The following is a 19,533-nucleotide window of genomic DNA, read 5'->3' on the forward strand; positions in this document are numbered from 1 at the left end:
TGACAGTCTGTGGAGCTGGTGTAAGACCTCAACGGAGTTCTCCGGGCGGGCAATCGGCGACGAAGCAGAAACCCCCACGGCGCAAGCCGTAGGAATCCCCCTCGTCCACGAGGGGGAGGAAGTCAACGGCCCAAGTCCTTCCAGGCGACGTCCTTGTCATTGCGCGGCTCGACGGGCAGGCCGAGAACGCGCTCGGCGACGATGTTGAGCAGCACCTCGCTGGTGCCGCCCTCGATGGAATTGCCTTTGGAGCGGAGATAGCGGTAGCCGGCATCACGTCCGGTGAAGTCGACGAACTCCGGGCGGCGCATGGTCCAGTCGCTGTACAACAGGCCCTCATCGCCGAGGAGTTCGACTTCCAGGCCGCTGATCTCCTGGTTGAGCCGGGCAAAGGCGAGCTTCATGCCGGAGCCCTCGGGACCGGGCTGTCCGGCGACGAGCTGCTGGCGCAGCCGGGTACCGGTGAGCCTGGCGACCTCGGCCTCGACCCAGAGGGTCAACAGTCGCTGATGGAGGTCGTGGGTGCGCAGTTCGGGACGTTCGCGCCAGGTGCGGGCGACCGGGCCGATCATGCCGCCCTCGCGCGGGATTCGTGCCCCGCCGATGGAGAGCCGCTCGTTCATCAGGGTGGTCCGGGCGACCTTCCAGCCCTCGCCGACCGGGCCGAGGCGCCTGCTGTCCGGAATGCGTACGCCGGTCAGGAAGACCTCGTTGAACTCGGCCTCGCCGGTGATCTGGCGCAGCGGCCGTACCTCGACGCCGGGGTCGGTCATGTCGCAGATGAAGTAGCTGATGCCGCGGTGCTTGGGCTGGTCCGGGTCGGTACGGGCGATGAGGATCGCCCAGCGGGCCAGATGGGCGCTGGATGTCCAGACCTTCTGTCCGTCGACCACCCAGTCCTCGCCGTCGCGGACGGCGCGGGTACCGAGGGCGGCAAGGTCGGAGCCGGCGCCCGGTTCGCTGAAGAGCTGGCACCAGACCTCCTCGCCGACCCACAACGGCCGCAGGAAGCGCTGCTTCTGCTCGTCTGTGCCGTAGCCGAGGATGGTAGGGGCCGCCATGCCGAGGCCGATGCCGATCCGGCGTGGATCGTTGTCGGGGGCGCCCGCGGCGGCGAGTTCTGCGTCCACGACGGGCTGCAGGGAGCGCGGCGCGCCGAGTCCGCCGAGTCCGGCCGGGTAGTGCACCCAGGCGAGTCCTGCGTCGAAGCGGGCCTTGAGGAAGTCGGTGCGGTCGGTGGTGGCCGGGGGGTGTGCGGCGAGCAGGTCCTGGGTGCGGCGGCGGAGTTCGGCCGCGTCAGGCGTTGTCATCGGGCGGCCCCTGACGGGAGGACGACGATCCGGCCGGTGCTGGTGCGGTCGGCGACCCGCTGGACGGCGGCCGCGGCCGCCGCATCACCTCGCTCGGCTCGCCGTTCCGGTGTACTCGCCATGCCTGCATGAGGGGCCTCCACAACACTGTCGGCATTACCACTGCTCCGGCGCATACTAAGCGGTCGCTTGATTCTCTGGGAACAACCTGCCGGTGCCGGTCTCGGCCGGAAGCGGACATGGGCACGCCCGTCCGGCCCGAAGGACTTCGGGCCGGACGGGCGTGGGACGGGTCAACCACGGTTGGTGGACGGCGCAACCCCGGCCGTGATCTGCCGGAAGCTCTCAGGTGCTGTCGCCCGACCAGAGGTCACCGGACAGCCCCTCAGCTCAGCTCTGGCCGGCCACCACCACTTCGGCGATCTGCGGCGCCGCAGACCCGGCATGCCAGACCAGGCGTACCGCCTCGGCTGTGCGGCCCGCGGTGGGCACCTCGGTGTACGCGCCGTCGAGCGCGCCGACGGTCTGCCACGTTCCGTCGGTGCCACGCAGTTGGATGTCGGCACGGTCCACCGACCCGGCCGGCTGCAGGACGGTGACGGACCGTAGGGGACGCGCGGCGACGAGCCCCACCTCCAGCGACTCCCCGGCCTCCGGAGCACGAGCCGCCCGGTAGACGGTGCCCAGGACTCCGTCGGACGCCGCCCGCAGCGAGGATCCGGTCGCGGCGGCCGGTCCGCCGGTCACCGTTCCCTCCTCGGTCGCGATGCTGAACTCCCGTACGACGAGCCAGTTGTCCTGGCCCGCGGTCGCCCGTGCCCGCACATAGCGGGCCTGCGTTCCGGCGGGCACGGTCGCGGTGACGTCCGGCTTTCCGGAGAAGGCGGTGAGCTGCTGCCAGCTCTGCCCGTCGGCCGAGTACTCGAGAACTCCTTCGTGGAGGTAGTCATCGGCACTGCCCGGCTTGGCCATGGCGAGGGCTATGTCGCCGATGTCCCGAGTCCGGCCCAGGTCCACGGTGATCTGGTCACCTGCGGCGGGCGCGCCGTCGCTCCAGAAGTAGGTGGAGTCGTCGCCGTCCAGCATCCGCGCGAGCGTGTTGCTCTGGTACGTGCCCAGGCTGGTCGATGCCAGGGGCCGCCCGCTCACCCCGAGGATCCGGTCGTGCTCGGCGTTCGCCGCGTCGATGAACCGGTCCAGCACCCCGTCGCCAACGGATACCGGCACCTTGCGGCCGTCGAGGCCGGTGTATGTGAACGACTTCGCCGCGGCGACCTGTGCGGGCAGCTGCTGCCGTAGCTCCCAGGCCTGCGCGCCCTTTCCGGCGCGGGCCGCCTCGACCATGCGCAGGGCGGTGCGGGCAGCGGTGGCCCAGGACTCGGTCGCATCCAGCCAGGGGCCGGAGTCGGCGATGAAGCCACGGTCCGGGAGGCTGCTGCGCAACCGGCCGGGGGCGGAGCCGAGCGTACCCAGCACCGAGGTGAGCCGGGCGGCGTCACCGGCTTTCCAGTACTCGGCGAACGCCGCCGCCAGTTCGGGGGCCTGGTCCTTGTTGAGGGCCGAGCTGTAGTTGATGTCGGCGAAGGCCCGCAGTGCCTTCTGGGTGCGCGGGTCGCCGCCCGCGTACTCCTTCAGTCCCTCGCCCCATGAGGTGCGGGGGTCGTAGGCGGCGTCGTTCCAGGCGTAGTCGGAAACGGTATGCAGGGCGATCTTCGAGGCGTACGGCTGGATCATCGGGTTGGCAGTGATGCCCGCCAGCTTGCCGGGCAGCCCCTTCTCCCGTCCGTTGAACGGGCCGAGCAGCAGCCGGTTGGTCGCGTAGTCATTGACCGGGTAGTTGTCCCACGTCAGGATCGGGTGGTTGAAGACCGTGCGGGCGGCCTCGGCCTGAGCGACAGTCATGGTCGGCGCGACGACGCCGACACCGGTCCATTCGACGAGGACATCGGGGTCGAGCTGCTCGGACAGCGCCTTCTTGTACGGCGACGCGGAGACGTTGTAGTACTCGGTGGGCACCATCTGGAGCGGCTGGGCTCCGGGGTGGGTGGAGATGAACTCCTTGTTGACCCGGTTGAGCAGATAGGCCTGCGCCGCGCCCGCCGCACCGCCGCCCGTCCCCCACTTCTCCCGGTCCCCGGCACAGTTCCAGTTGGTGTAGCTGATGTCGTCGAGCGGCACGGCGAAGGTCCGTACGCCGATGTCCCAGATCGTCTGGAACTTGTCGACCAGCGCCTTGGCGTCGGCGTCCGAGCTGTAACAGACGGAAAGGCCGGGCGACAGTGCGTACGTGAACTCCACATGCCGCTGGACGGCTCGGTCGGTGAGCTCCTTGATCTGGGCCAGCCGGTCGGCGGGATAGGCGTCGCGCCACTTCTCGCGGAGATACGGGTCGTCCTTCGGCGAGTACACATAGATGTTCATCTTGTGCTCGCCGTAGTAGTCGAGCTGGTCGAGCCGGGCCTCGTGCGACCACGGGGTGCCGTAAAAGCCCTCGATGACGCCACGCAGTGCGGTGCCGGGCCAGTCGCGTACGGCGAGTCCGGACACCTCGGCACCCGGACGATTCGCCCGCGGCAGGACCTGACGCAGAGTCTGCGCGGCGTAGTACGTGCCGGTCGAGTCCTTCCCGGCGAGGACGATGCGACCGGCGCCGATGCCGAGGACATAGCCGTCGGCGGGCAGCGCGGACGGGCCGTCGAGGTGCTGGGCAGCGAGCGCGGCGGAGTCACCGACATGGACGGTGAGACCACTCCTGGCGGGTCTGTCGCTGCGTACGACGCGCAGGGCGCCGGCCCTGCGCAGAGCGGTCTCCACCACCTTGAGGGACGGCTCGTCGGAGGTTGCGCCCGCCACCAGGGTGACGGTGGGGCTGATGGTGATCCCGTCGGGTCGGTTCTTCACGGACTGCGGGGTCGGCGTGATGGCTGGCGTCCGCTGACCCGCCGCGGCCGTCGCCGGGGTGGCGGCCCGGGTGCTGTCGGCTGCCTGGGCGGGCGGCACGGTGGCCAGCAGACCGCCGGCGAGCAGGGTCGCCGCCGTGCCGAGCGCGGTGAGACGGGGTGGGCGAGGCGTCACTGGTCCTCCATTGATCACTCAAGTCACCGGAGTCACACAACACAACACCACCGAATTCAACATCGTGTCGCCGACATGTCAATGGTCTGGACAACATCAACACGTGGACCTGGGGCTTTGCACTCAGAAGCGGTACCCACGCATGCACGACAGAGAACATGGTGCATCCCTGAACGACGGCCGGGTGGTACTGGTAACGCATGGCGACTCGGAACCAGGAAAGGTGGCGGAATACCCCACGGGGTATCAATGTTAGCCTGGACAACAGATACCCCCTGGGGTAAATCGAACGGAAGGAGTCATGAGTGTTTGTCGTCGACATCATGAAGACAGCGGGCCTCAAAAACCGCAGTTATCCGGCCAGCCGGCACGGGGCGGCGGGCACCGTCGCATGACCACGCTGATCCTGGCACTGACCGCCGGTGCGGTGGTGGGTCTGGCGCTCGGCGGGCTGGGCGGCGGTGGAAGCGTTCTCGCCGTCCCCGCGCTGATCTACCTGCTCGGCTTCACCCCGGCCGCCGCCACCACCGCCGGCCTGCTCATCGTCATCATCACGTCCCTCACCGGGCTGATCGCCCACGCCAGAAAGGGCACGGTCCGCTGGCGTACGGGCGGGCTCTTCGCGGCAGCCGGAATCGTTCCGGCTGCGCTCGCCGGGGCGCTGTCCGTGCGGATTCCTTCCGGGGTGCTGACTGCTGCGTTCGCCGGGCTCGCTGCGGTCGCCGCGGTACGGATGCTCCGCCCCCGGGCCGAGCCCGCGCCACAGCGCCCCGCGCCCGCCGGGCGGGCCGCGCGGGCGGGCGCCGGTCTCGGTGCCGTGACCGGGTTTCTCGGCGTGGGCGGCGGGTTTCTCGCGGTGCCTGCCCTGGTCACCGTAGTGGCTGTCCCGATGACTGCGGCGGTCGGTACCAGCCTGCTGGTCATCACGGTGAACTCCACGGCCGCCCTGGTCACCCGCCTCGCCACGCCCACGGCGCTGGACTGGGCGGTGATCGCCCCGTTCACGGCGGCGGCGGTGCTCGGGGCCTGGGACGGGCAGCGCCTGGCGGCGAAGGTGTCCACGGCCGCGTTGCAACGGACATTCGGTGCGGTACTGCTGGCCGTGGCCGTGTTCATGCTCGTCGACGCCGTGCTGTGAGCCACGGCATCACCCCGTCGGCCACCAGCCCCGACCTACGGCTCCTGGCTCAGAGGCTGTCGGGTGACCTCTGATCGGGCGGCCACGCCCTGGAGCGCACGCACCAGAACGCGTCCGCCTTCCGATCGAAGGCCACCCGGCAGCCTCTCAGCTCAGGCCAGCGAGAGAAAGAGCTTCTCCAGCCGCGCCCGCATCTGGTCGCGGTCCGCGGGCTCGCTGTCACCGTCGACCATGCAGTGCTGCAGGCCTGTCGCGATGATCGCGAAACCGGCCCGGTCGAGCGCTCGGGAAACGGCCGCCATCTGTGTGATGACGTCCTCGCAGTCCCGGCCCTCCTCGATCATCCTGATGACCCCGGCGAGCTGGCCCTGTGCGCGGCGAAGGCGGTTGAGGACCGACTTCAGTTCGTCCGCCGCCATGTCGAGTTCCACAACGTCCTCCTCCTGATACCCCAAGGGGTATTCTACCTGAATGGGGAAGGAGAGAACGAGAGTCCTACGCGCGGTCCGCCCGCGCGCAGACCGTCGTGCTGCTCACAAGGTGCTCTTGAATCAGATGTTCCACGGACAGTTCAGCACATGGCCGTGACCCGGACAGCCGCGGCCCGTGTGCGGCATGCCGGGAAGCCTCCTACCGTCCTGGCATGATCCGGTTCGAGCAGGTCAGCAAGGTCTATCCGGACGGTACGAGCGCGGTCGACGGCCTTTCCTTCGATGTCGCCGAGGGGGAACTCGTCACCCTGGTCGGACCGTCCGGCTGCGGCAAGACCACCACGATGATGATGGTGAACCGGCTGATCGAGCCGTCGTCGGGCCGGATCCTGGTCAACGGCGAGGACATCTCCGGCGTCGATCCGGTGAAGCTGCGCCGCCGGATCGGCTATGTCATCCAGCAGGTCGGTCTCTTCCCCCACCGCACGATCCTCGACAACACCGCGACGGTCCCCGCACTCGTCGGCTGGAAGCGGGCGAGGGCCCGGGAGCGGGCGGCCGAGCTGCTGGATCTGGTGGGGCTCGATCCGAAGACGTACGGCTCCCGCTACCCCGCCCAGCTCTCCGGGGGCCAGCGTCAACGGGTCGGAGTGGCCAGGGCGTTGGCCGCCGACCCGCCGGTGCTGCTGATGGATGAACCGTTCGGCGCGGTCGACCCGGTGGTGCGGGAGCGGCTGCAGAACGAATTCCTGAGCCTGCAGGCGACGGTGAGGAAGACAGTGCTGATGGTCACCCATGACATCGAGGAAGCAGTCCGGATGGGCGACCGGATCGCGGTTTACGGCGCAGGGCACATCGAGCAGTTCGACAGCCCGGGCGCCGTGCTCGGGACTCCCGCGACCCCGTATGTGGCGCAGTTCGTAGGCGCCGACCGGGGTCTGAAGCGCCTTTCGGTCACCACGATCGAGCCGGACGATCTGGATGAACCGCCGATCGCCCGGCTGAACGAGCCGGTCAGGTCTGCGGCGGCACAGCTGAGCAGTGCGGGTGCCCGCTGGGCGGTGGTGCTGAACGATGAGGGCGACCTGCACGGCTGGGTATCGGCGGATGCGCTGCGGATCGCCGGGGAAAGCGGCACGGTCGGCGAGCTGGCCCGCCGGATGGACGCCTGGGTGCCGGTCGGTGCGCCGCTGAAGCAGGCGTTCAGCGAGATGCTGAAGCGCGACGCCGGGTGGGTCGCGGTGCTGGACGGGTCACGGTTCCTCGGCGTGCTGACGCCGGCCAAACTCCACGAGGCACTGCGCCGCTCGGTGGACGCGGACGCACGGGGAGTGGGCCGGGACGAGGTGCAGTTCGACTCGGTGGCGAACGCGTAGGGCGCGTGCTGTGCGACGCCCCCACCGGTCAGGACTCGCCCTACCGCCCGCGCCGGTAGCTGCTGCCGTCCTTGGGGCGGACCATCAGGCCGGCGACGACCAGGTAGCGACGCAGCGCCGAGCAGTCATCGTGCACCGTGAGCAGTGCTTCGTTGACCTCACGTTCGGTGTAGATCCGGTCCCGCTCGAACAGCGTCTCGGCGAGGTGGACCAGCAGTTGCTCGCGGCGGGCCGCCTTGCGGGGGATCGCCGTCAGACGGCCGTGCGAGAAGAGCGCCGTGACCTGGTGCGAACCGCTTGAATCGTTGTCAGACATGGGAGGGAGCGTCGCAGGCATCCGGCCTGCGGGCAAGGCGTTTTCGCTTCACCCTCGATGGCCGACGGAACCATGCCGGGCCGACGTCCCTGCGCCTGGCGACGCACCGCAACCGACGCCGCGCGCTGATCCACCACGGATTACGCAACAGCCCTCAGCCGCGCGGGATGAGGTTCTCGGACTCCAGATAATTGCGTGCCACATCCTCGGGCAGCCGTCGCCAGCTGTCGACCTGCTCGTTGAGCCGGGCCAGGTCGGCCGTCGTCAGCACGGTGTTGAGCTTGCCCAGCGCCTTGCGTACGCCATCGCTGCCCGCCCGGGACCGGTTGACGACGGGGACGAGGTAGTCGGCGTTCTGCAGGTGCTTGTCGTCGCCGAGCAGTACGAGGCCGAAATCGTCGAGGGTGGCGTCGGTGGTGGTGGTCAGGACCATCTGGTCCCGACCGTTCCGGACGGCCTGTTTGGCCTGGGTGGTGCCGACACCCTTGGGGTCCACGGCCGTGATGCGGATGCCGTACGTCTTCTTCAGCCCGGGTACGCAGTAGGGACGCTGTACGCATTCGTCGCCGGCGGCCAGACGCACGGGCAGCCCGGATCTTCCGAGGTCACTGAGGGTCTTCAGGTGGTGCTTCGCCGCGTACGGGGCGGCGACCGCGAAGGCGTTCTGGTCGACGGCCCGCCCGGGATCAAGGACGGTGAGGCCACGGGGTGCGGCGAGGGTGCGCAGGGCCTTCATCGTGGCGGCAAGGTCGGGGGAACCGACGGGGGCTGCGTCGGCGCCGTTCTTCTTGGCGTTCAGCCAGTCGGCGAAGGTGGCGGCGTACTCCGGTACGACGTCGATCTGGCCGCTCTCCAGCGCCGGTTCGTAGATCTCCCGGTTGGTGACGGAGATGATCTTCGTGGAGTAGCCGGCCCGGCCGAGCAGCAGCGCGTACATCTGGGCGAGCAGATCGCTCTCGGTGAAGCCAGCGGAGCCGATGGTGAGGTGTTTGCTGTCGCCCGGCGGCGCGGTGACCTCGCCCTGGCTCTCCAGCGAGGGCCCCGTGGTGCAGGCGGTCGCCGACAGCAGGAGCGCCGGGAGCACGCGCAAGGCCCTTCGTGGCCTCATCCGGATTCCTTGCCGCGGAACCGGTCGGGGGCAAGCCGTTCTGCCACTTCGAAGAGCCCTTCGACAATCAGGGCGAATGCGGCGACCAGAACGGCCCCGGCGACCACCTGCGCGGTGGAGGCGAGGTTGAAGCCCGCGGTGATGATGCGGCCGAGTCCCCCGCCGCCCGCAAGCGCCGCGAGGGTAGCGGTGGCGACGAGCTGAACGGCGGCGATCCGTACGCCGGTGAGGATCAGCGGCAGGGCGAGCGGCACCTCGACACCCAGCATCAACTGTCTGCCCGTCATGCCCATTCCCGTGGCAGCCTGTACGACATCACGGTCGACTTCACGCATTCCGACGTAGGCGTTGGTGAGTAGCGGCGGTACGGCAAAGAGGACAAGGGCGATGATGGTCGGCCACTCGCCGTGCCCGCCGATCGGGGTGAGGAGCAGCAGCACCAGCACGGCGAAGGTGGGTACGGCCCGGCCGGCGTTGGAGATGTTGACGGCGAGCGCGCCGCCCTTGCCGAGATGGCCGAGGAGCAGGCCGGTGGGCAGCGCGATCAGACAGCTGATCAGCAGGCAGACGACAGTGAGGAACAGATGCTGGCCGAGGCGGTTCCAGATGCCGCTGTCGCCGGACCAGTGCGCCGGAGTCGTGAGCCAGGACCAGGCGTCGGCGAGGGTGTTCACGACTTCCTCCGGGTCCACGGGGTCAGGAATCGTTGCGCGAGCAGGAGCGACAGGTCGGCAGCGACGGCGATGACGACGCAGAGGACGGAGGCGGTGAGCACCTGGGCCTTGAAGTACGTGTTCATCCCGGAGTAGATGAGGTTGCCGAGTCCGCCGTAGCCGACGATCGCTCCGACCGTGACCAGGGAGACCACGGAGACGGTCGCGATACGCAGTCCGGCCATGGCGGCCGGCAGTGCAAGGGGGAGCTCCACCGCGACGAGCAACCGCACGGGGCCGTACCCCATACCACGTGCGGCCTGCTTGGTCTCCTCGGGCACGGCGCGCAGTCCGGCGAGGATGTTCCTGACGAGAAGGGTGAGCGAGTACAGGACGAGTCCGGCGACGACGAGCGAGGCGGACAGTCCGTACACGGGCAGCAGCAGCGAGAACATGGCGAGCGACGGCACGGTGTAGAGGATGGTCGTCACGCCGAGGACCGGCCCGGCCGCCCAGCGCCGGTGGCGCGCCGCGAGGGCGAGCGGGACGGCGATGACAAGCCCGGTGAGTACGGAGACCGCGGTGAGCTGGAGGTGCTGGACGACCGCGTCCCAGAGAATCTCGCGACGGCTGGTCAGGTAGGCACCGCAGAGCCACTCATTGCGCGCGAGGCAGTCGTCGGGGGGCGCGGTCACCCGTCCATTGGAGCGTGGCAGGGCGGGCGCACGCGCGTCGTGATCGACTGTCCGGGGGACCGTGTGGGGGTCGTACGCGTATGACGCGGACGGACGGGCGGGTGGCGGCACCGCCGAGCCGTGCGGCAGCGACCCGCAATAACACGCCTGCGACAGGCACGACCGGAGCGCCGAGCGCATCCGCCGGATGACCAGGCCGGACTTGCTGCGTATGGGGGGGCACCCGCGCGCCTACCGCCCGGTACGGACGCACATGACGGTAGACCGGGGTTCACGCCACTTCCCCGTACAGATACCGAGGAGCCCTCGCATGTCGTCGCCCGGCCGCACCGATGACACCTACCGCTTCGACGATCTGCGCGCCCTCTACCTCAACTGCACGCTCAAGCGCTCCCCGGAGACCAGCAATACGCAGGGGCTGATCGACCACAGCCGCGCGATCATGGAGGAGCACGGCGTCACCACCGAGGTGGTCCGGGCTATCGACCACGACATCGCGACCGGCGTCTGGCCGGACATGAGGGAGCACGGCTGGCAGACGGACGCCTGGCCCGAGCTGTACGAGAAGGTATTGGCCGCCGACATCCTGGTTCTGTGCGGGCCGATCTGGCTGGGCGACAACAGCTCGGTGATGAAACGGGTCGTCGAGCGCCTCTACGCCTGTTCCAGCATCCTCAACGACCAGGGCCAGTACGCGTATTACGGCCGGGTGGGCGGCTGTCTGATCACCGGGAACGAGGACGGGGTCAAGCACTGCGCGATGAACCTGCTCTACAGCCTTCAGCACCTCGGCTACACGATCCCTCCGCAGGCCGATGCGGGCTGGATCGGGGAGGCAGGGCCCGGCCCGTCGTATCTGGACGCCGGCTCGGGCGGTCCGGAGAACGACTTCACCAACCGCAACACCTCTTTCATGGCCTGGAACCTGATGCATCTCGCCACGATGCTGAGGCGTGCGAACGGCATCCCGGCCCACGGCAACCAGCGCTCCGAGTGGGATGCCGGCTGCCGCTCGGACTACCCCAATCCGGAGCACCGCTGACCGCGCCCAGCTCCCGAGGCCGCATCCGGGGAGGCGGGGGGCGTCCGGCCCGTGCCTCCCGCGGACGGTCGTCAGTGCTGGTCGGCTGTCGGCTCCAGGACGAAGACTGGAATCTGCCGGTCGGTCTTGAGCTGGTAGTCGGCGTAGTCGGGGAACGCCTCGACCGCGCGCTGCCACCACACCGTCTTCTCGTCGCCGGTGACCTCACGGGCGTTCATGTCCTGCCGGACCGGGCCGTCCTGCAGCTCCACACGGGGGTCGGCCACGATGTTGTGGTACCAGACGGGGTGTTTGGGCGCGCCACCCTGCGAGGCGACCACGGCGTACGTGCCGTTGTGCTCGACCCGCATGAGCGGGGTCTTGCGGATCTTGCCGCTCTTGGCCCCGCGGGTGGTCAGGATGATGACGGGCAGGCCCCGCATCGTGGTCCCCTCCGTCCCGCCGGAGCTCTCGAACAGCTCGACCTGATCGCGGACCCACTGCGCGGGGCTCGGCTCGTACTCGCCCTTGAGAGGCATGGCATCTGTCCCATCGTCGACATTCGGTTACGCAGACACACGGACATGCGGGCACCGGTGCGTCCCGCTGCTCCGCCAACTCTTTCATCATTCCGTCCGCCCGGCGCCGGGCGGATCCGCGTCGCCTGGCCTCCGGACAGCCGCCGACCCGCCCCGGCTCGACATTCACGACCGAGCAGAATCGGCTGCGACATGCACGAGCGTGTCGTACGCGAAAGGTTCCCTGGCCGACGCGGTTGCCGCTACAGCGGTGGCTCGGTGAAGAGCTCAAGCAACCAGCGGGCGCCCTCCGCGTCACCTGCTGCCCCCACACTGTCGGACGCACCGGGGAAGAGACGTCCCCAGGAGCAGGCCCGTCCGATCGCCCCGAGTCGCCACGCCAGACTCACCGCACGCCGCAATTCCGCCTTCGTACGGCCGTTGCCCTCCCACGGTTCCAGATAGGCGTCCCGAAGCCGGAGCAGCACCTCGGGCCCGAACCGCTCGCGGGCTGCACGCGAGGGCACCAGAAAGCTGCAGAAGGGATGGGCAACGGCCGCGTCGCCCCAGTCGAAGAAGGTGAAGCGGCCCGGACCTGATGCGAAGAGCTGACCGTCATGCAGATCCGAGTGGTCGAGCGTATCGGCGATGCCCGCACCCGCAAGTTCCTCGCACCACTCCGCGAGGCGTGGCCGCAGCTCGCGCAACGCCTTGAGATCAGCGGGTTCCAGTGCGGTGTTGCCGTCGACGACCCGGTCGAAGGTCATGGGGAGCGCAGTCGTGCGCGCGCTGGGGACACCGAGCAGTTCGATCTCCTCCGCGTACGGCACAAGTGTGCGTTGCATTGCGGCGTATTGGCGCACCGGCTCCTCCCATGCATGCGGGTCGGCGGTGCCACGAGTCGAGTCGAGCACGTCCCTGAAGAGCGCGCCGCCGTCCGGGAGCAGCGACCAGCCGCGGCCTGCGTCGACAGCGAGCGGCTTCAACACGTACTCGGGTACCCAGCGGGCCAATGCCTCGGTCAGCCCCGCCTCGAAGGCGCTGGCAGGCGGGTTGGCCTTGAACCAGACGGCGTCGAGTCCCTCGACGGACATCCGCACCAGCACGGACCACGGCCGGAGCCTCACCTTCCATTGCCCGGTCTCACGCAGCCCGTGAGCGGCGAGCCCGCGCTCCGCCCATCCGAGGGCCTCCTCCCGCCAGGCCTCTTGTTCCCAGGGCGTCACCGCACCGGGGTACTGCCCTCGGTCCACGATTTCCGGCGCATCACATTGCATCGCACCACTCCATCATCGTAACTGCCGGGCCTTCACCTGGTTTTCATCGACCGTACGTTCCGCACACCGCAGGGGCAGCCGCCGTGTCTTCCGGGGACGGCACGGAAAACAGTGGGCACAGGCCGCGCGGCGGGCCCGGGCTGCGGCTTCGCCGCAGCAACGCAATCCCTCGATCAGGTGTCAGGCCCCCGGCGAGTGAATCGAACGCAACATCACGCCCTCCTCGCCAGCACCCGCAAGCCCCACCAGAATGATTCTAAATTTTGCCCGACGATTCGTCCGCCGTGCCCCGTGACGAGTCCGCTTGCAGCACGTTTTCCCGATCACACGTCCGGTACGGCCGACTTCGAGGAGGAACCGTGAGTCTCCGTCCCACCCGCGCCACCCGTCACCTCGCGTTCGAGAATCGCCCTTCGGATCCACCGCCTTCAAAGCGTCGCGTTGACGCAGCGCCAGCTCCGCTCCGTCCCACGGTCACGCTCACTGAGGAGTCGACGCAGAAACAGGAAGCGGGTGTGGCATGAAGGTCTTCCGGCGCGTACGTATGGCCGAGCCGACCGTCTCCGCGAGCGAGAAGGAACTCTTCGGCGGGCCTCTGCGCTACGACACGGGCTGGTCCGAGCATGAGTTCTCAACGCTGGACCTGACCATGCTGGAGGCGGTGCGCGTATTACCCAGGCTGGTCGGTGCCACCCTTCGACGAGCCTGGCAAGCCGATCGTCCGGCTCTGGTGACGCTCGCCGTGAGTGAGATCGGACAAGGTGTCGCTGCGGCGGTCGGACTGCTCGCGGTCAATGCCGTGATGCACGCCCTGCTCGGTACGAAGGCCCCGGTCGACCGGCTGTACGAGGCGCTGCCCGCGATTGTCGCGGCCGGGGCGATCGCGGTGATCAGCGCGTGTCTGGCGTGCTGGTCCACGTCTCGGGCGGGCCGACTGGAGCCTCTGGTGGAGCGGCTGGCCACCACGGAGTACCTGGCCGCCGCGGCGGCGGTGGAGCTGGAGGCGATCGAGGATCCGGAGTTCCGCCGGCTCATCGATGTCGCGCAGTACGGAGCAGCCTCTGCCCGGCGGATGATCGGCGCCTGCGTCGCCGCCCTGAACGGCACCATGTCCCTCCTCGCCACCGGCAGCGTCCTCACCGTTCTGCACCCGGCGCTGCTGCCGATGCTGGTGCTGATCGCCGCGCCCCGCGGCTGGGGCGCGATGCGGGTGGCGCAGGAGCGGTACGTGTCGGTGATGACCTGGATCGAGCACGTACGGGCGAGCCGTCTGATCGGCACACTTCTCACGTCCCGCAGTGCGGCTCCGGAGGTGCGCATCCACGCGGTGGGCCGGTTCCTGCTGGAGCGGTACAAGGACATGGCCGAAAGCGCCGAGACGGAACAGAAGCGGCTCGCCACGGGCAAGGGCCTCACCGAACTCGTGGCCGCAGGCATGTCCGGAGCCGCCATGGTCGGGACGTACGCCGTCCTGGGCTGGCTGATCGTGTCCGGACACATGGAACTCGCCGTCGCGGGAACGGCCGTCGTCGCGGTCCGCTCAGGCTCGGCGAACCTCGGCGGCCTGGTCATGAACATCAACCGGCTCCACGAGGAGAGTCTCTACGTCCAGGACCATGACCGGTTCCTCAACGAAGCGGCCCGCCGCGCCATCCCCACCGGCGGTCCAAATGTTCCTGATCAAGTCGGCGCAGTCGTACTGGAGAAGGTGACATACCGCTACCCGGACCGCGACGAGCCCGCCCTCGACGGGGTGTCCCTGTCACTCCGCATGGGGTCGGTGACCGCGGTCGTCGGCGAGAACGGTTCGGGCAAGAGCACCCTGATGAAGGTCGTCGCCGGGTTGCTGCTGCCCCAGAGCGGTTCCGTGTGCTGGGGTGGTGTGGACGAGGCCGATCTCGACCGGGCGCAGATCTTCGAGCGGGTGTCGCTGCTGACGCAGGATTTCGAACGGTGGCCGGTGACCGCCGCGATGAACATCCGCATCGGACGCCCCCACCAGGCCGCCACAGACGAGGAACTGGAGCGTTCGGTCGAGTACGCCGGAGCGTCGCCGGTCGTCGCGAAGCTCCCCCACGGTCTGGCGACGCTGCTGGCCCGGATGTTCCGCGGCGCTTCGGAGATCTCCGGTGGCGAGTGGCAGAAGATCGGCCTGGCCCGCACGCACTGGCGCACGGAGACCTGCGCAGCCGACAGTGTCCTGATCGTTGATGAGCCGACCTCGGCGCTGGACCCCGAAGCAGAGATCGCCGCGTTCGACCGGATCCGACAGCTCGCCGGCCCCCATCGGGCGGTCGTGCTGGTGACCCACCGCATGTCCGGCGTCCGCCACGCCGACACCATCTACGTGCTGAACAGGGGTCGCCTGGCCGAGCACGGCACCCACGACGAACTGATCGCGGCCGGTGGCCGCTACGCCTCCATGTTCCGCACCCAGGCCGCCCAGTACGCGGCCTCCAAGGATGCCCTCCTCCCGCACCAGAGCACGCCGACTGCCCGCAACCAAGCGTGAGTCGAGATCCTGCTGACCAACGCCCCACGCCCGGAAGGGAGACAGGAATCAGAGTCGCCAAATCCACCAAAACGGGCAGTCGCTGACCGACAGTCCGTGACTCCGCTCGCCACGATGCACCTCCGCCAGGAGGTGCATCCCCATGCGGATCCTCGCCGCAATCAATACCTCAGGCAGGCGCGGGTGGCATATGTGATGATCTGACCATGAGTACATCTTCGCAGTCGCCGGCCGACAGGCTTCAGACGGACCGGCCGCATTCGGCACGTGTCTGGAACTACCTCCTGGGCGGCAAGGACAACTACACCGTCGACCACCAGATGGGCGACATGATCCTCAACGCGTTCCCGGACTTCGCCGCCATCGCCCGCCTCCAGCGGGCCTTCCTCTCCCGCGCGGTCCGCTTCCTGACCGCGGAGGCGGGCATCCGTCAATTCCTGGACATAGGCACGGGCCTGCCGACGGCCGACAACACGCACGAGGTGGCCCAGCGGGTGGCCCCGGAGTCCCGGATTGTGTACGTCGACAACGACCCGCTCGTCCTGACCCACGCCCGCGCTCTGCTCACCAGCACTCCCGACGGCGCGTGCGCATACATCGACGCCGATGTCAGGGACGCCGACGCGATTCTCACCGAGGCCGCCAAGACGCTGGACTTCAGCCGACCGGTCGGGCTGACCATGCTGGGCATCATGGGGCAGCTCCCCGATGAGGACGATCCGTGGACGCTGGTCGACCGGCTGGTGGCCGCACTCCCCCCGGGAAGCTATCTGGCCCTCAGCGACGGCACGAACACGAGTGATGCGCTGAACCAAGCCGTCGCCTCCTACAACGCGAACTCGGCCAGCTCGTACCATCTGCGCAGCCCGGAACGGATCGCCGACTTCTTCCACGGCCTGGACCTGGTGGAACCGGGCGTCGTGAGGACTTCGGCCTGGCGCCCCGATCCCGGCCAGAGCCCGGCGGACACCCTGCAGGGTCATGCGGTGAGCGGCGTCGGGCTCAAAGTCTGAAACACCGGGGCCCTCCGGAGCCGAGGCCGCGCGGCCCGCGACCTCGGCTCCGGAGGGCCGGGAGATGGACGGGCCTCGGAGCGCGCCGACGCAGTCCGACGGCGCAACAGGCCTCCGCTCGCGTCGAGTTCTACCGGCGGCCGAGCGAGCCCCGTACGAAGGCCGCCTGGCCGGCATGCTGCAGGTCGTCCGAGATGACGCTGATCAGACGGACCCCGAGAGTGACTGGCGGCGACCATGCCTCGTCGACGATTCGGTTCAGAGCCCTGCCATCGAGCCCACTGATGAATCCGAGAGTCTGCGCATGGACGGCGTCGTAGTAGCCGAGCAGCAGTTCGGGCGAGCCCACCTGCAAAGCTGTGACATCTGCGGAGCTGTGTCCGTACCCGGTGGCGTCCTTGGCGAAGGGCAGATCGAAGCGGGAAGCCCAGTCCTGGGTGAACCAGACCTGCTCGACACCTGCCGCATCCGAGACATGGTCGTCCTGGATCCGAGTGAGGTGCCACACGAGCCACGCGATCGTGTTCGCTCCGTCGTCGAGGCGAGCGTGCAGGTCGGCGCGCGAAAGGCCCTCGACCGCCGAGTGCACCGTCTCCTGGACGCGAGTGAACGCGTCCGTCAAAAGGTCAGCACTGTTCATGCCATCACCATCTCCGCTCTGACGCTCCTCCCCTGCCATCGACACGCGCCGAACGAGAGCGCACAGCGTCCGGGCCACGCCAGTATTCCCCCGGTTCGCCACCGGCGATTTCGACTTGTATTGCTCGCGGAGCAACCTCGGACACGTCACTGCCGTCTTGATCCACAGCAAGGCGGTTCGCCGCAAGCGACAAGCACGTCCGACCCCCCACGAGTGCCCGGATCCGATCACCAGTCAGCTATGCATTTGATGTATACATCCAGCGCATAGTAGCCCCTGCTGCCGACCCGGCCACGCGCGAAAGGCTCCCATGCACAGCAAGGCACTGGCGCCCGAGTACCAAGGCGCCCTCACCAAGATGTCGGTGAACTCCTCCCTCACAGATGTACTGGCAGAAGGGGTACGTCACTTGAGGGAGGCCGAGCACTGCGGCTCGCAACAGGAAGTGGCGAAGTGCGGACTCGCGGTGGCCGAGGCGCATCGCAGACTCGGCAATGTAAAGGAAGCCGATCAGGCATGGAAGGCAAGTTACCGGGCCGCCCGATCGGTCGGTGACCTCGGGGCGATGGCCTGGGCGCTGTGGAGCGGCGGAACGCTCGCCCGGCAGCGCGGTGAACTCAGGCTCGCCTTCCGTCTGTTGGGGCTTGCTGCCGACATGGGGAAACGCGGCGGGGACGTCGTCGCCCGTGGCTACTCCCTCGCCGGCCTTGCGGAGACCGGGCGAATACAGGGCGACTACCGGACAGTCGCGGCCCTGCACGAACAGTTGCTCGCCGAGGCACGCGCCCGCGGCGAGGCGCGCCACACCGTTTGGGCGCTGGAGGGCATCGCGCAGATCCACCGCAACACCGGATCGCTCGACAGCGCCCTGGCCATGTTCGAGGAAGCGGCACAGCTGGCCGGGGACGCGGATGACCGGCGTGGTCGCGCGTGGGCCCTGCGCGGCATGGCCGACATCATTTCGCTGCGGGACGACGATCCGGAGCGCGCCCTGTCCCTGCTCACGGAGGCCGAACTCACCTGCCGTGAGATGAATTTGTCCAGTGCCCTGGCGTACAACCACAAGATGCGCGCCAACGTCCTCTTCCGCGCCCGCCGTTACAAGGAGGCGCGCCTGGTCTACGAGGAAGCGCTCGCCGAATTCCGTGCCATGACCGAACCCCGGGGTGAAGCACTGGCCCGGCTCGGTCTCGTCAAGTCGCTTGCCCGGCTCGGCCGCGGCCGGAACGAAACCGCCGCCGACTTGGACGAGTTGCGCCGCACCCTCAGCCGGATCGGCCTGCTCAACGCCCGGGACATGGTGGACAAGGCATACGCCGAACTCGGCGTGAAACCGGTCAGTGGTGGGACGGACGAGGAAGGCGGACGATGATGACATCACCGCCCGTAACCCACCTGGCCACGGCCTCGCAGATTCTCGCCCGCTGCCGCGACCTCGTACGCCCGGCGCTTACACAGGCCGTGCAGCGTCTGCACCCGTGGCACACGGAGATGGCCGCCTTCTCCCTCGGGTGGGACACGGCGGACGGCAGCCCCGTCACGGGCTCACAGGGCAAAGGAGTGCGCCAGGCCCTCACGCTGCTCAGCGCCGAGGCCGCCGGTGCCCCTGCGCAGGATGCTGTCGTCGGCGCGGTCGCCGTAGAGCTGATCCACGTCTTCTCCCTCCTGCACGACGACATCATGGACGGCGACGAGACCCGCAGACAACGGGCCACCGTCTGGAAGATGTACGGGACCGGCCCCGCGATCCTCGCTGGGGACGCGCTCTTCGCACTGGCTGTACAGACTCTGGCCGAAGCTCCCGGCGTGCACAGTGCGGCAGCGGTTCGGTATCTCGCCGGAACACTGACCGACCTGGTGCGCGGTCAGGCCGAGGATCTGCTCTTCGAGTCCCGGCCCTGGACCGGACCCGAAGCGGTGCAGCGGCACGAGTACCGGTGGATGGCCGAGCACAAGACCGGCACGCTGCTCGGCTGTGCGGCGGGCCTGGGGGCGGTGCTGGCCGGAGCCCCTGCCACGACCGTCGATGCCCTTGCCAAGGCCGGTCGGCACCTCGGGGTGGCATTCCAGGCCGTGGACGACCTCCTGGGGATCTGGGGAGATCCGCGCGTCACGGGCAAGCCCGTCCACAGTGATCTGCGCCGGCTGAAGAAGACGTACCCCGTCCTCGCGGCCCTGGACGCGGACCACCCCGCTGCCCGGCGCCTCGCCATGCTTCTCGGCCCCGGCGACCCGCTCGACGCAACCACCGCCCGGCGGGCAGCCGACCTCGTCGAAGAAGCCGGTGGGCGCTCCGCAACACTGGCCGAAGCCCACCAGCAGCTGGAGAGCGCCCGCCGCAGCCTGGACGGCGCTCCGCTGGCCCCGGCTGCGCTCGGTGAAATCCTCGCGCTCTTCCCGTTCTTCGCGGACCGCGCCATGTGACCCGCTCGAATGGCCCAAGGCGCGAA

The 19,533-nt window shown here is 68.9% G+C and carries 18 protein-coding genes; 7 read left to right on the top strand and 11 right to left on the bottom strand.

The genetic code is table 11. The features are described from left to right. Positions 1 to 122: 122 nt before the first annotated feature. The 3 genes from ABT115_RS28590 to ABT115_RS28600 all read right to left on the bottom strand — a co-directional run bounded on the left by ABT115_RS28590 (position 123) and on the right by ABT115_RS28600 (position 4,385). On the bottom strand, positions 123 to 1,310 hold the full coding sequence (locus ABT115_RS28590; protein WP_351795679.1) for an acyl-CoA dehydrogenase family protein: 1,188 nt from the start codon (positions 1,308 to 1,310) through the stop codon (positions 123 to 125). Continuing rightward, positions 1,307 to 1,432 (bottom strand): hypothetical protein, encoded by a 126-nt coding sequence (locus tag ABT115_RS28595; RefSeq protein WP_351795753.1) that lies wholly within the window; start codon positions 1,430 to 1,432, stop codon positions 1,307 to 1,309. Before ABT115_RS28595 ends, ABT115_RS28590 begins: the two co-directional genes overlap by 4 nt. 268 nt (positions 1,433 to 1,700) lie before the next feature. After that, on the bottom strand, positions 1,701 to 4,385 hold the full coding sequence (locus tag ABT115_RS28600) for a glycoside hydrolase family 84 protein (RefSeq protein WP_351795681.1): 2,685 nt from the start codon (positions 4,383 to 4,385) through the stop codon (positions 1,701 to 1,703). Between the two features lie 391 nt (positions 4,386 to 4,776). Here ABT115_RS28600 and ABT115_RS28605 point away from each other — a divergent pair, with 391 nt between their 5' ends. After that, positions 4,777 to 5,523: a sulfite exporter TauE/SafE family protein gene (locus ABT115_RS28605; RefSeq protein ID WP_351795684.1), complete on the top strand. Its 747-nt coding sequence runs from the start codon at positions 4,777 to 4,779 to the stop codon at positions 5,521 to 5,523. Between the two features lie 152 nt (positions 5,524 to 5,675). Here the strand turns inward: ABT115_RS28605 and ABT115_RS28610 are convergent, their stop codons facing one another. Next, complete coding sequence (locus ABT115_RS28610; protein ID WP_351795686.1) at positions 5,676 to 5,954, bottom strand: metal-sensitive transcriptional regulator; 279 nt, start codon at positions 5,952 to 5,954, stop codon at positions 5,676 to 5,678. A gap of 212 nt (positions 5,955 to 6,166) precedes the next feature. Between ABT115_RS28610 and ABT115_RS28615 the strand changes: the two genes are divergently transcribed. Then, positions 6,167 to 7,330 carry an ABC transporter ATP-binding protein gene (locus ABT115_RS28615; RefSeq protein WP_351795689.1) on the top strand — a complete coding sequence of 388 codons (1,164 nt, stop codon included), beginning with the start codon at positions 6,167 to 6,169 and terminating at the stop codon, positions 7,328 to 7,330. A gap of 40 nt (positions 7,331 to 7,370) precedes the next feature. On the opposite strand, the gene ABT115_RS28620 is transcribed toward ABT115_RS28615, so the two are convergent. The 4 genes from ABT115_RS28620 to ABT115_RS28635 form a co-directional block, all read right to left on the bottom strand. Further along, positions 7,371 to 7,646, bottom strand: a complete 276-nt coding sequence (locus tag ABT115_RS28620) for a DUF2087 domain-containing protein (protein WP_351795691.1) — start codon at positions 7,644 to 7,646, stop codon at positions 7,371 to 7,373. Between the two features lie 154 nt (positions 7,647 to 7,800). After that, the gene (locus tag ABT115_RS28625) at positions 7,801 to 8,754 is read right to left on the bottom strand and encodes an ABC transporter substrate-binding protein (RefSeq protein WP_351795694.1); all 954 of its coding nucleotides are present in this window, start codon (positions 8,752 to 8,754) and stop codon (positions 7,801 to 7,803) included. Beyond that, positions 8,751 to 9,428 (bottom strand): ABC transporter permease, encoded by a 678-nt coding sequence (locus ABT115_RS28630; protein ID WP_351795697.1) that lies wholly within the window; start codon positions 9,426 to 9,428, stop codon positions 8,751 to 8,753. The genes ABT115_RS28625 and ABT115_RS28630 overlap by 4 nt, the downstream gene beginning before the upstream one ends. Further along, the gene (locus ABT115_RS28635; protein WP_351795700.1) at positions 9,425 to 10,102 is read right to left on the bottom strand and encodes an ABC transporter permease; all 678 of its coding nucleotides are present in this window, start codon (positions 10,100 to 10,102) and stop codon (positions 9,425 to 9,427) included. The genes ABT115_RS28630 and ABT115_RS28635 overlap by 4 nt, the downstream gene beginning before the upstream one ends. Before the next feature lie 310 nt (positions 10,103 to 10,412). On the opposite strand from ABT115_RS28635, the gene ABT115_RS28640 reads away from it, so the two are divergent. Further along, positions 10,413 to 11,144 (top strand): flavodoxin family protein, encoded by a 732-nt coding sequence (locus tag ABT115_RS28640; protein WP_351795703.1) that lies wholly within the window; start codon positions 10,413 to 10,415, stop codon positions 11,142 to 11,144. 71 nt (positions 11,145 to 11,215) lie between these two features. Here the strand turns inward: ABT115_RS28640 and ABT115_RS28645 are convergent, their stop codons facing one another. Next, the gene (locus tag ABT115_RS28645; protein WP_351795706.1) at positions 11,216 to 11,662 is read right to left on the bottom strand and encodes a nitroreductase family deazaflavin-dependent oxidoreductase; all 447 of its coding nucleotides are present in this window, start codon (positions 11,660 to 11,662) and stop codon (positions 11,216 to 11,218) included. Between the two features lie 242 nt (positions 11,663 to 11,904). Then, positions 11,905 to 12,918 carry a phosphotransferase gene (locus tag ABT115_RS28650; RefSeq protein ID WP_351795709.1) on the bottom strand — a complete coding sequence of 338 codons (1,014 nt, stop codon included), beginning with the start codon at positions 12,916 to 12,918 and terminating at the stop codon, positions 11,905 to 11,907. A 520-nt stretch (positions 12,919 to 13,438) separates the two neighbouring features. Between ABT115_RS28650 and ABT115_RS28655 the strand changes: the two genes are divergently transcribed. Both ABT115_RS28655 and ABT115_RS28660 read left to right on the top strand, forming a co-directional pair. After that, positions 13,439 to 15,430, top strand: coding sequence for an ABC transporter ATP-binding protein (locus tag ABT115_RS28655; RefSeq protein ID WP_351795712.1), 1,992 nt, complete (start codon positions 13,439 to 13,441; stop codon positions 15,428 to 15,430). Between the two features lie 206 nt (positions 15,431 to 15,636). After that, the gene (locus ABT115_RS28660; protein ID WP_351795714.1) at positions 15,637 to 16,443 is read left to right on the top strand and encodes an SAM-dependent methyltransferase; all 807 of its coding nucleotides are present in this window, start codon (positions 15,637 to 15,639) and stop codon (positions 16,441 to 16,443) included. A gap of 130 nt (positions 16,444 to 16,573) precedes the next feature. Here the strand turns inward: ABT115_RS28660 and ABT115_RS28665 are convergent, their stop codons facing one another. Continuing rightward, a complete protein-coding gene (locus ABT115_RS28665) occupies positions 16,574 to 17,083 on the bottom strand; it encodes a mycothiol transferase (RefSeq protein ID WP_351795717.1) in 510 nt (169 codons plus the stop codon). Between the two features lie 310 nt (positions 17,084 to 17,393). Between ABT115_RS28665 and ABT115_RS28670 the strand changes: the two genes are divergently transcribed. Together ABT115_RS28670 and ABT115_RS28675 are read left to right on the top strand one after the other, a co-directional pair. Next, entirely contained in the window at positions 17,394 to 18,455 is a 1,062-nt protein-coding gene (locus tag ABT115_RS28670) for a tetratricopeptide repeat protein (RefSeq protein ID WP_351795720.1), read from the top strand. Continuing rightward, a complete protein-coding gene (locus tag ABT115_RS28675) occupies positions 18,455 to 19,507 on the top strand; it encodes a polyprenyl synthetase family protein (RefSeq protein WP_351795748.1) in 1,053 nt (350 codons plus the stop codon). The genes ABT115_RS28670 and ABT115_RS28675 overlap by 1 nt, the downstream gene beginning before the upstream one ends. Positions 19,508 to 19,533 lie beyond the last annotated feature (26 nt).

The organism is Streptomyces sp. NPDC001832 (assembly GCF_040297265.1).
Taxonomy (GTDB): domain Bacteria; phylum Actinomycetota; class Actinomycetes; order Streptomycetales; family Streptomycetaceae; genus Streptomyces.

Coding starts and splice junctions, on each gene's coding strand:
- ABT115_RS28590 (WP_351795679.1), bottom strand. CDS start 1,310: ATGACAACGCCTGACGCGGCCGAACTCCGCCGCCGCACCCAGGACCTG.
- ABT115_RS28595 (WP_351795753.1), bottom strand. CDS start 1,432: ATGGCGAGTACACCGGAACGGCGAGCCGAGCGAGGTGATGCGGCGGCC.
- ABT115_RS28605 (WP_351795684.1), top strand. CDS start 4,777: ATGACCACGCTGATCCTGGCACTGACCGCCGGTGCGGTGGTGGGTCTG.
- ABT115_RS28615 (WP_351795689.1), top strand. CDS start 6,167: ATGATCCGGTTCGAGCAGGTCAGCAAGGTCTATCCGGACGGTACGAGC.
- ABT115_RS28620 (WP_351795691.1), bottom strand. CDS start 7,646: ATGTCTGACAACGATTCAAGCGGTTCGCACCAGGTCACGGCGCTCTTC.
- ABT115_RS28625 (WP_351795694.1), bottom strand. CDS start 8,754: ATGAGGCCACGAAGGGCCTTGCGCGTGCTCCCGGCGCTCCTGCTGTCG.
- ABT115_RS28640 (WP_351795703.1), top strand. CDS start 10,413: ATGTCGTCGCCCGGCCGCACCGATGACACCTACCGCTTCGACGATCTG.
- ABT115_RS28645 (WP_351795706.1), bottom strand. CDS start 11,662: ATGCCTCTCAAGGGCGAGTACGAGCCGAGCCCCGCGCAGTGGGTCCGC.
- ABT115_RS28650 (WP_351795709.1), bottom strand. CDS start 12,918: ATGCAATGTGATGCGCCGGAAATCGTGGACCGAGGGCAGTACCCCGGT.
- ABT115_RS28655 (WP_351795712.1), top strand. CDS start 13,439: ATGAAGGTCTTCCGGCGCGTACGTATGGCCGAGCCGACCGTCTCCGCG.
- ABT115_RS28660 (WP_351795714.1), top strand. CDS start 15,637: ATGAGTACATCTTCGCAGTCGCCGGCCGACAGGCTTCAGACGGACCGG.
- ABT115_RS28665 (WP_351795717.1), bottom strand. CDS start 17,083: ATGAACAGTGCTGACCTTTTGACGGACGCGTTCACTCGCGTCCAGGAG.
- ABT115_RS28670 (WP_351795720.1), top strand. CDS start 17,394: ATGCACAGCAAGGCACTGGCGCCCGAGTACCAAGGCGCCCTCACCAAG.
- ABT115_RS28675 (WP_351795748.1), top strand. CDS start 18,455: ATGACATCACCGCCCGTAACCCACCTGGCCACGGCCTCGCAGATTCTC.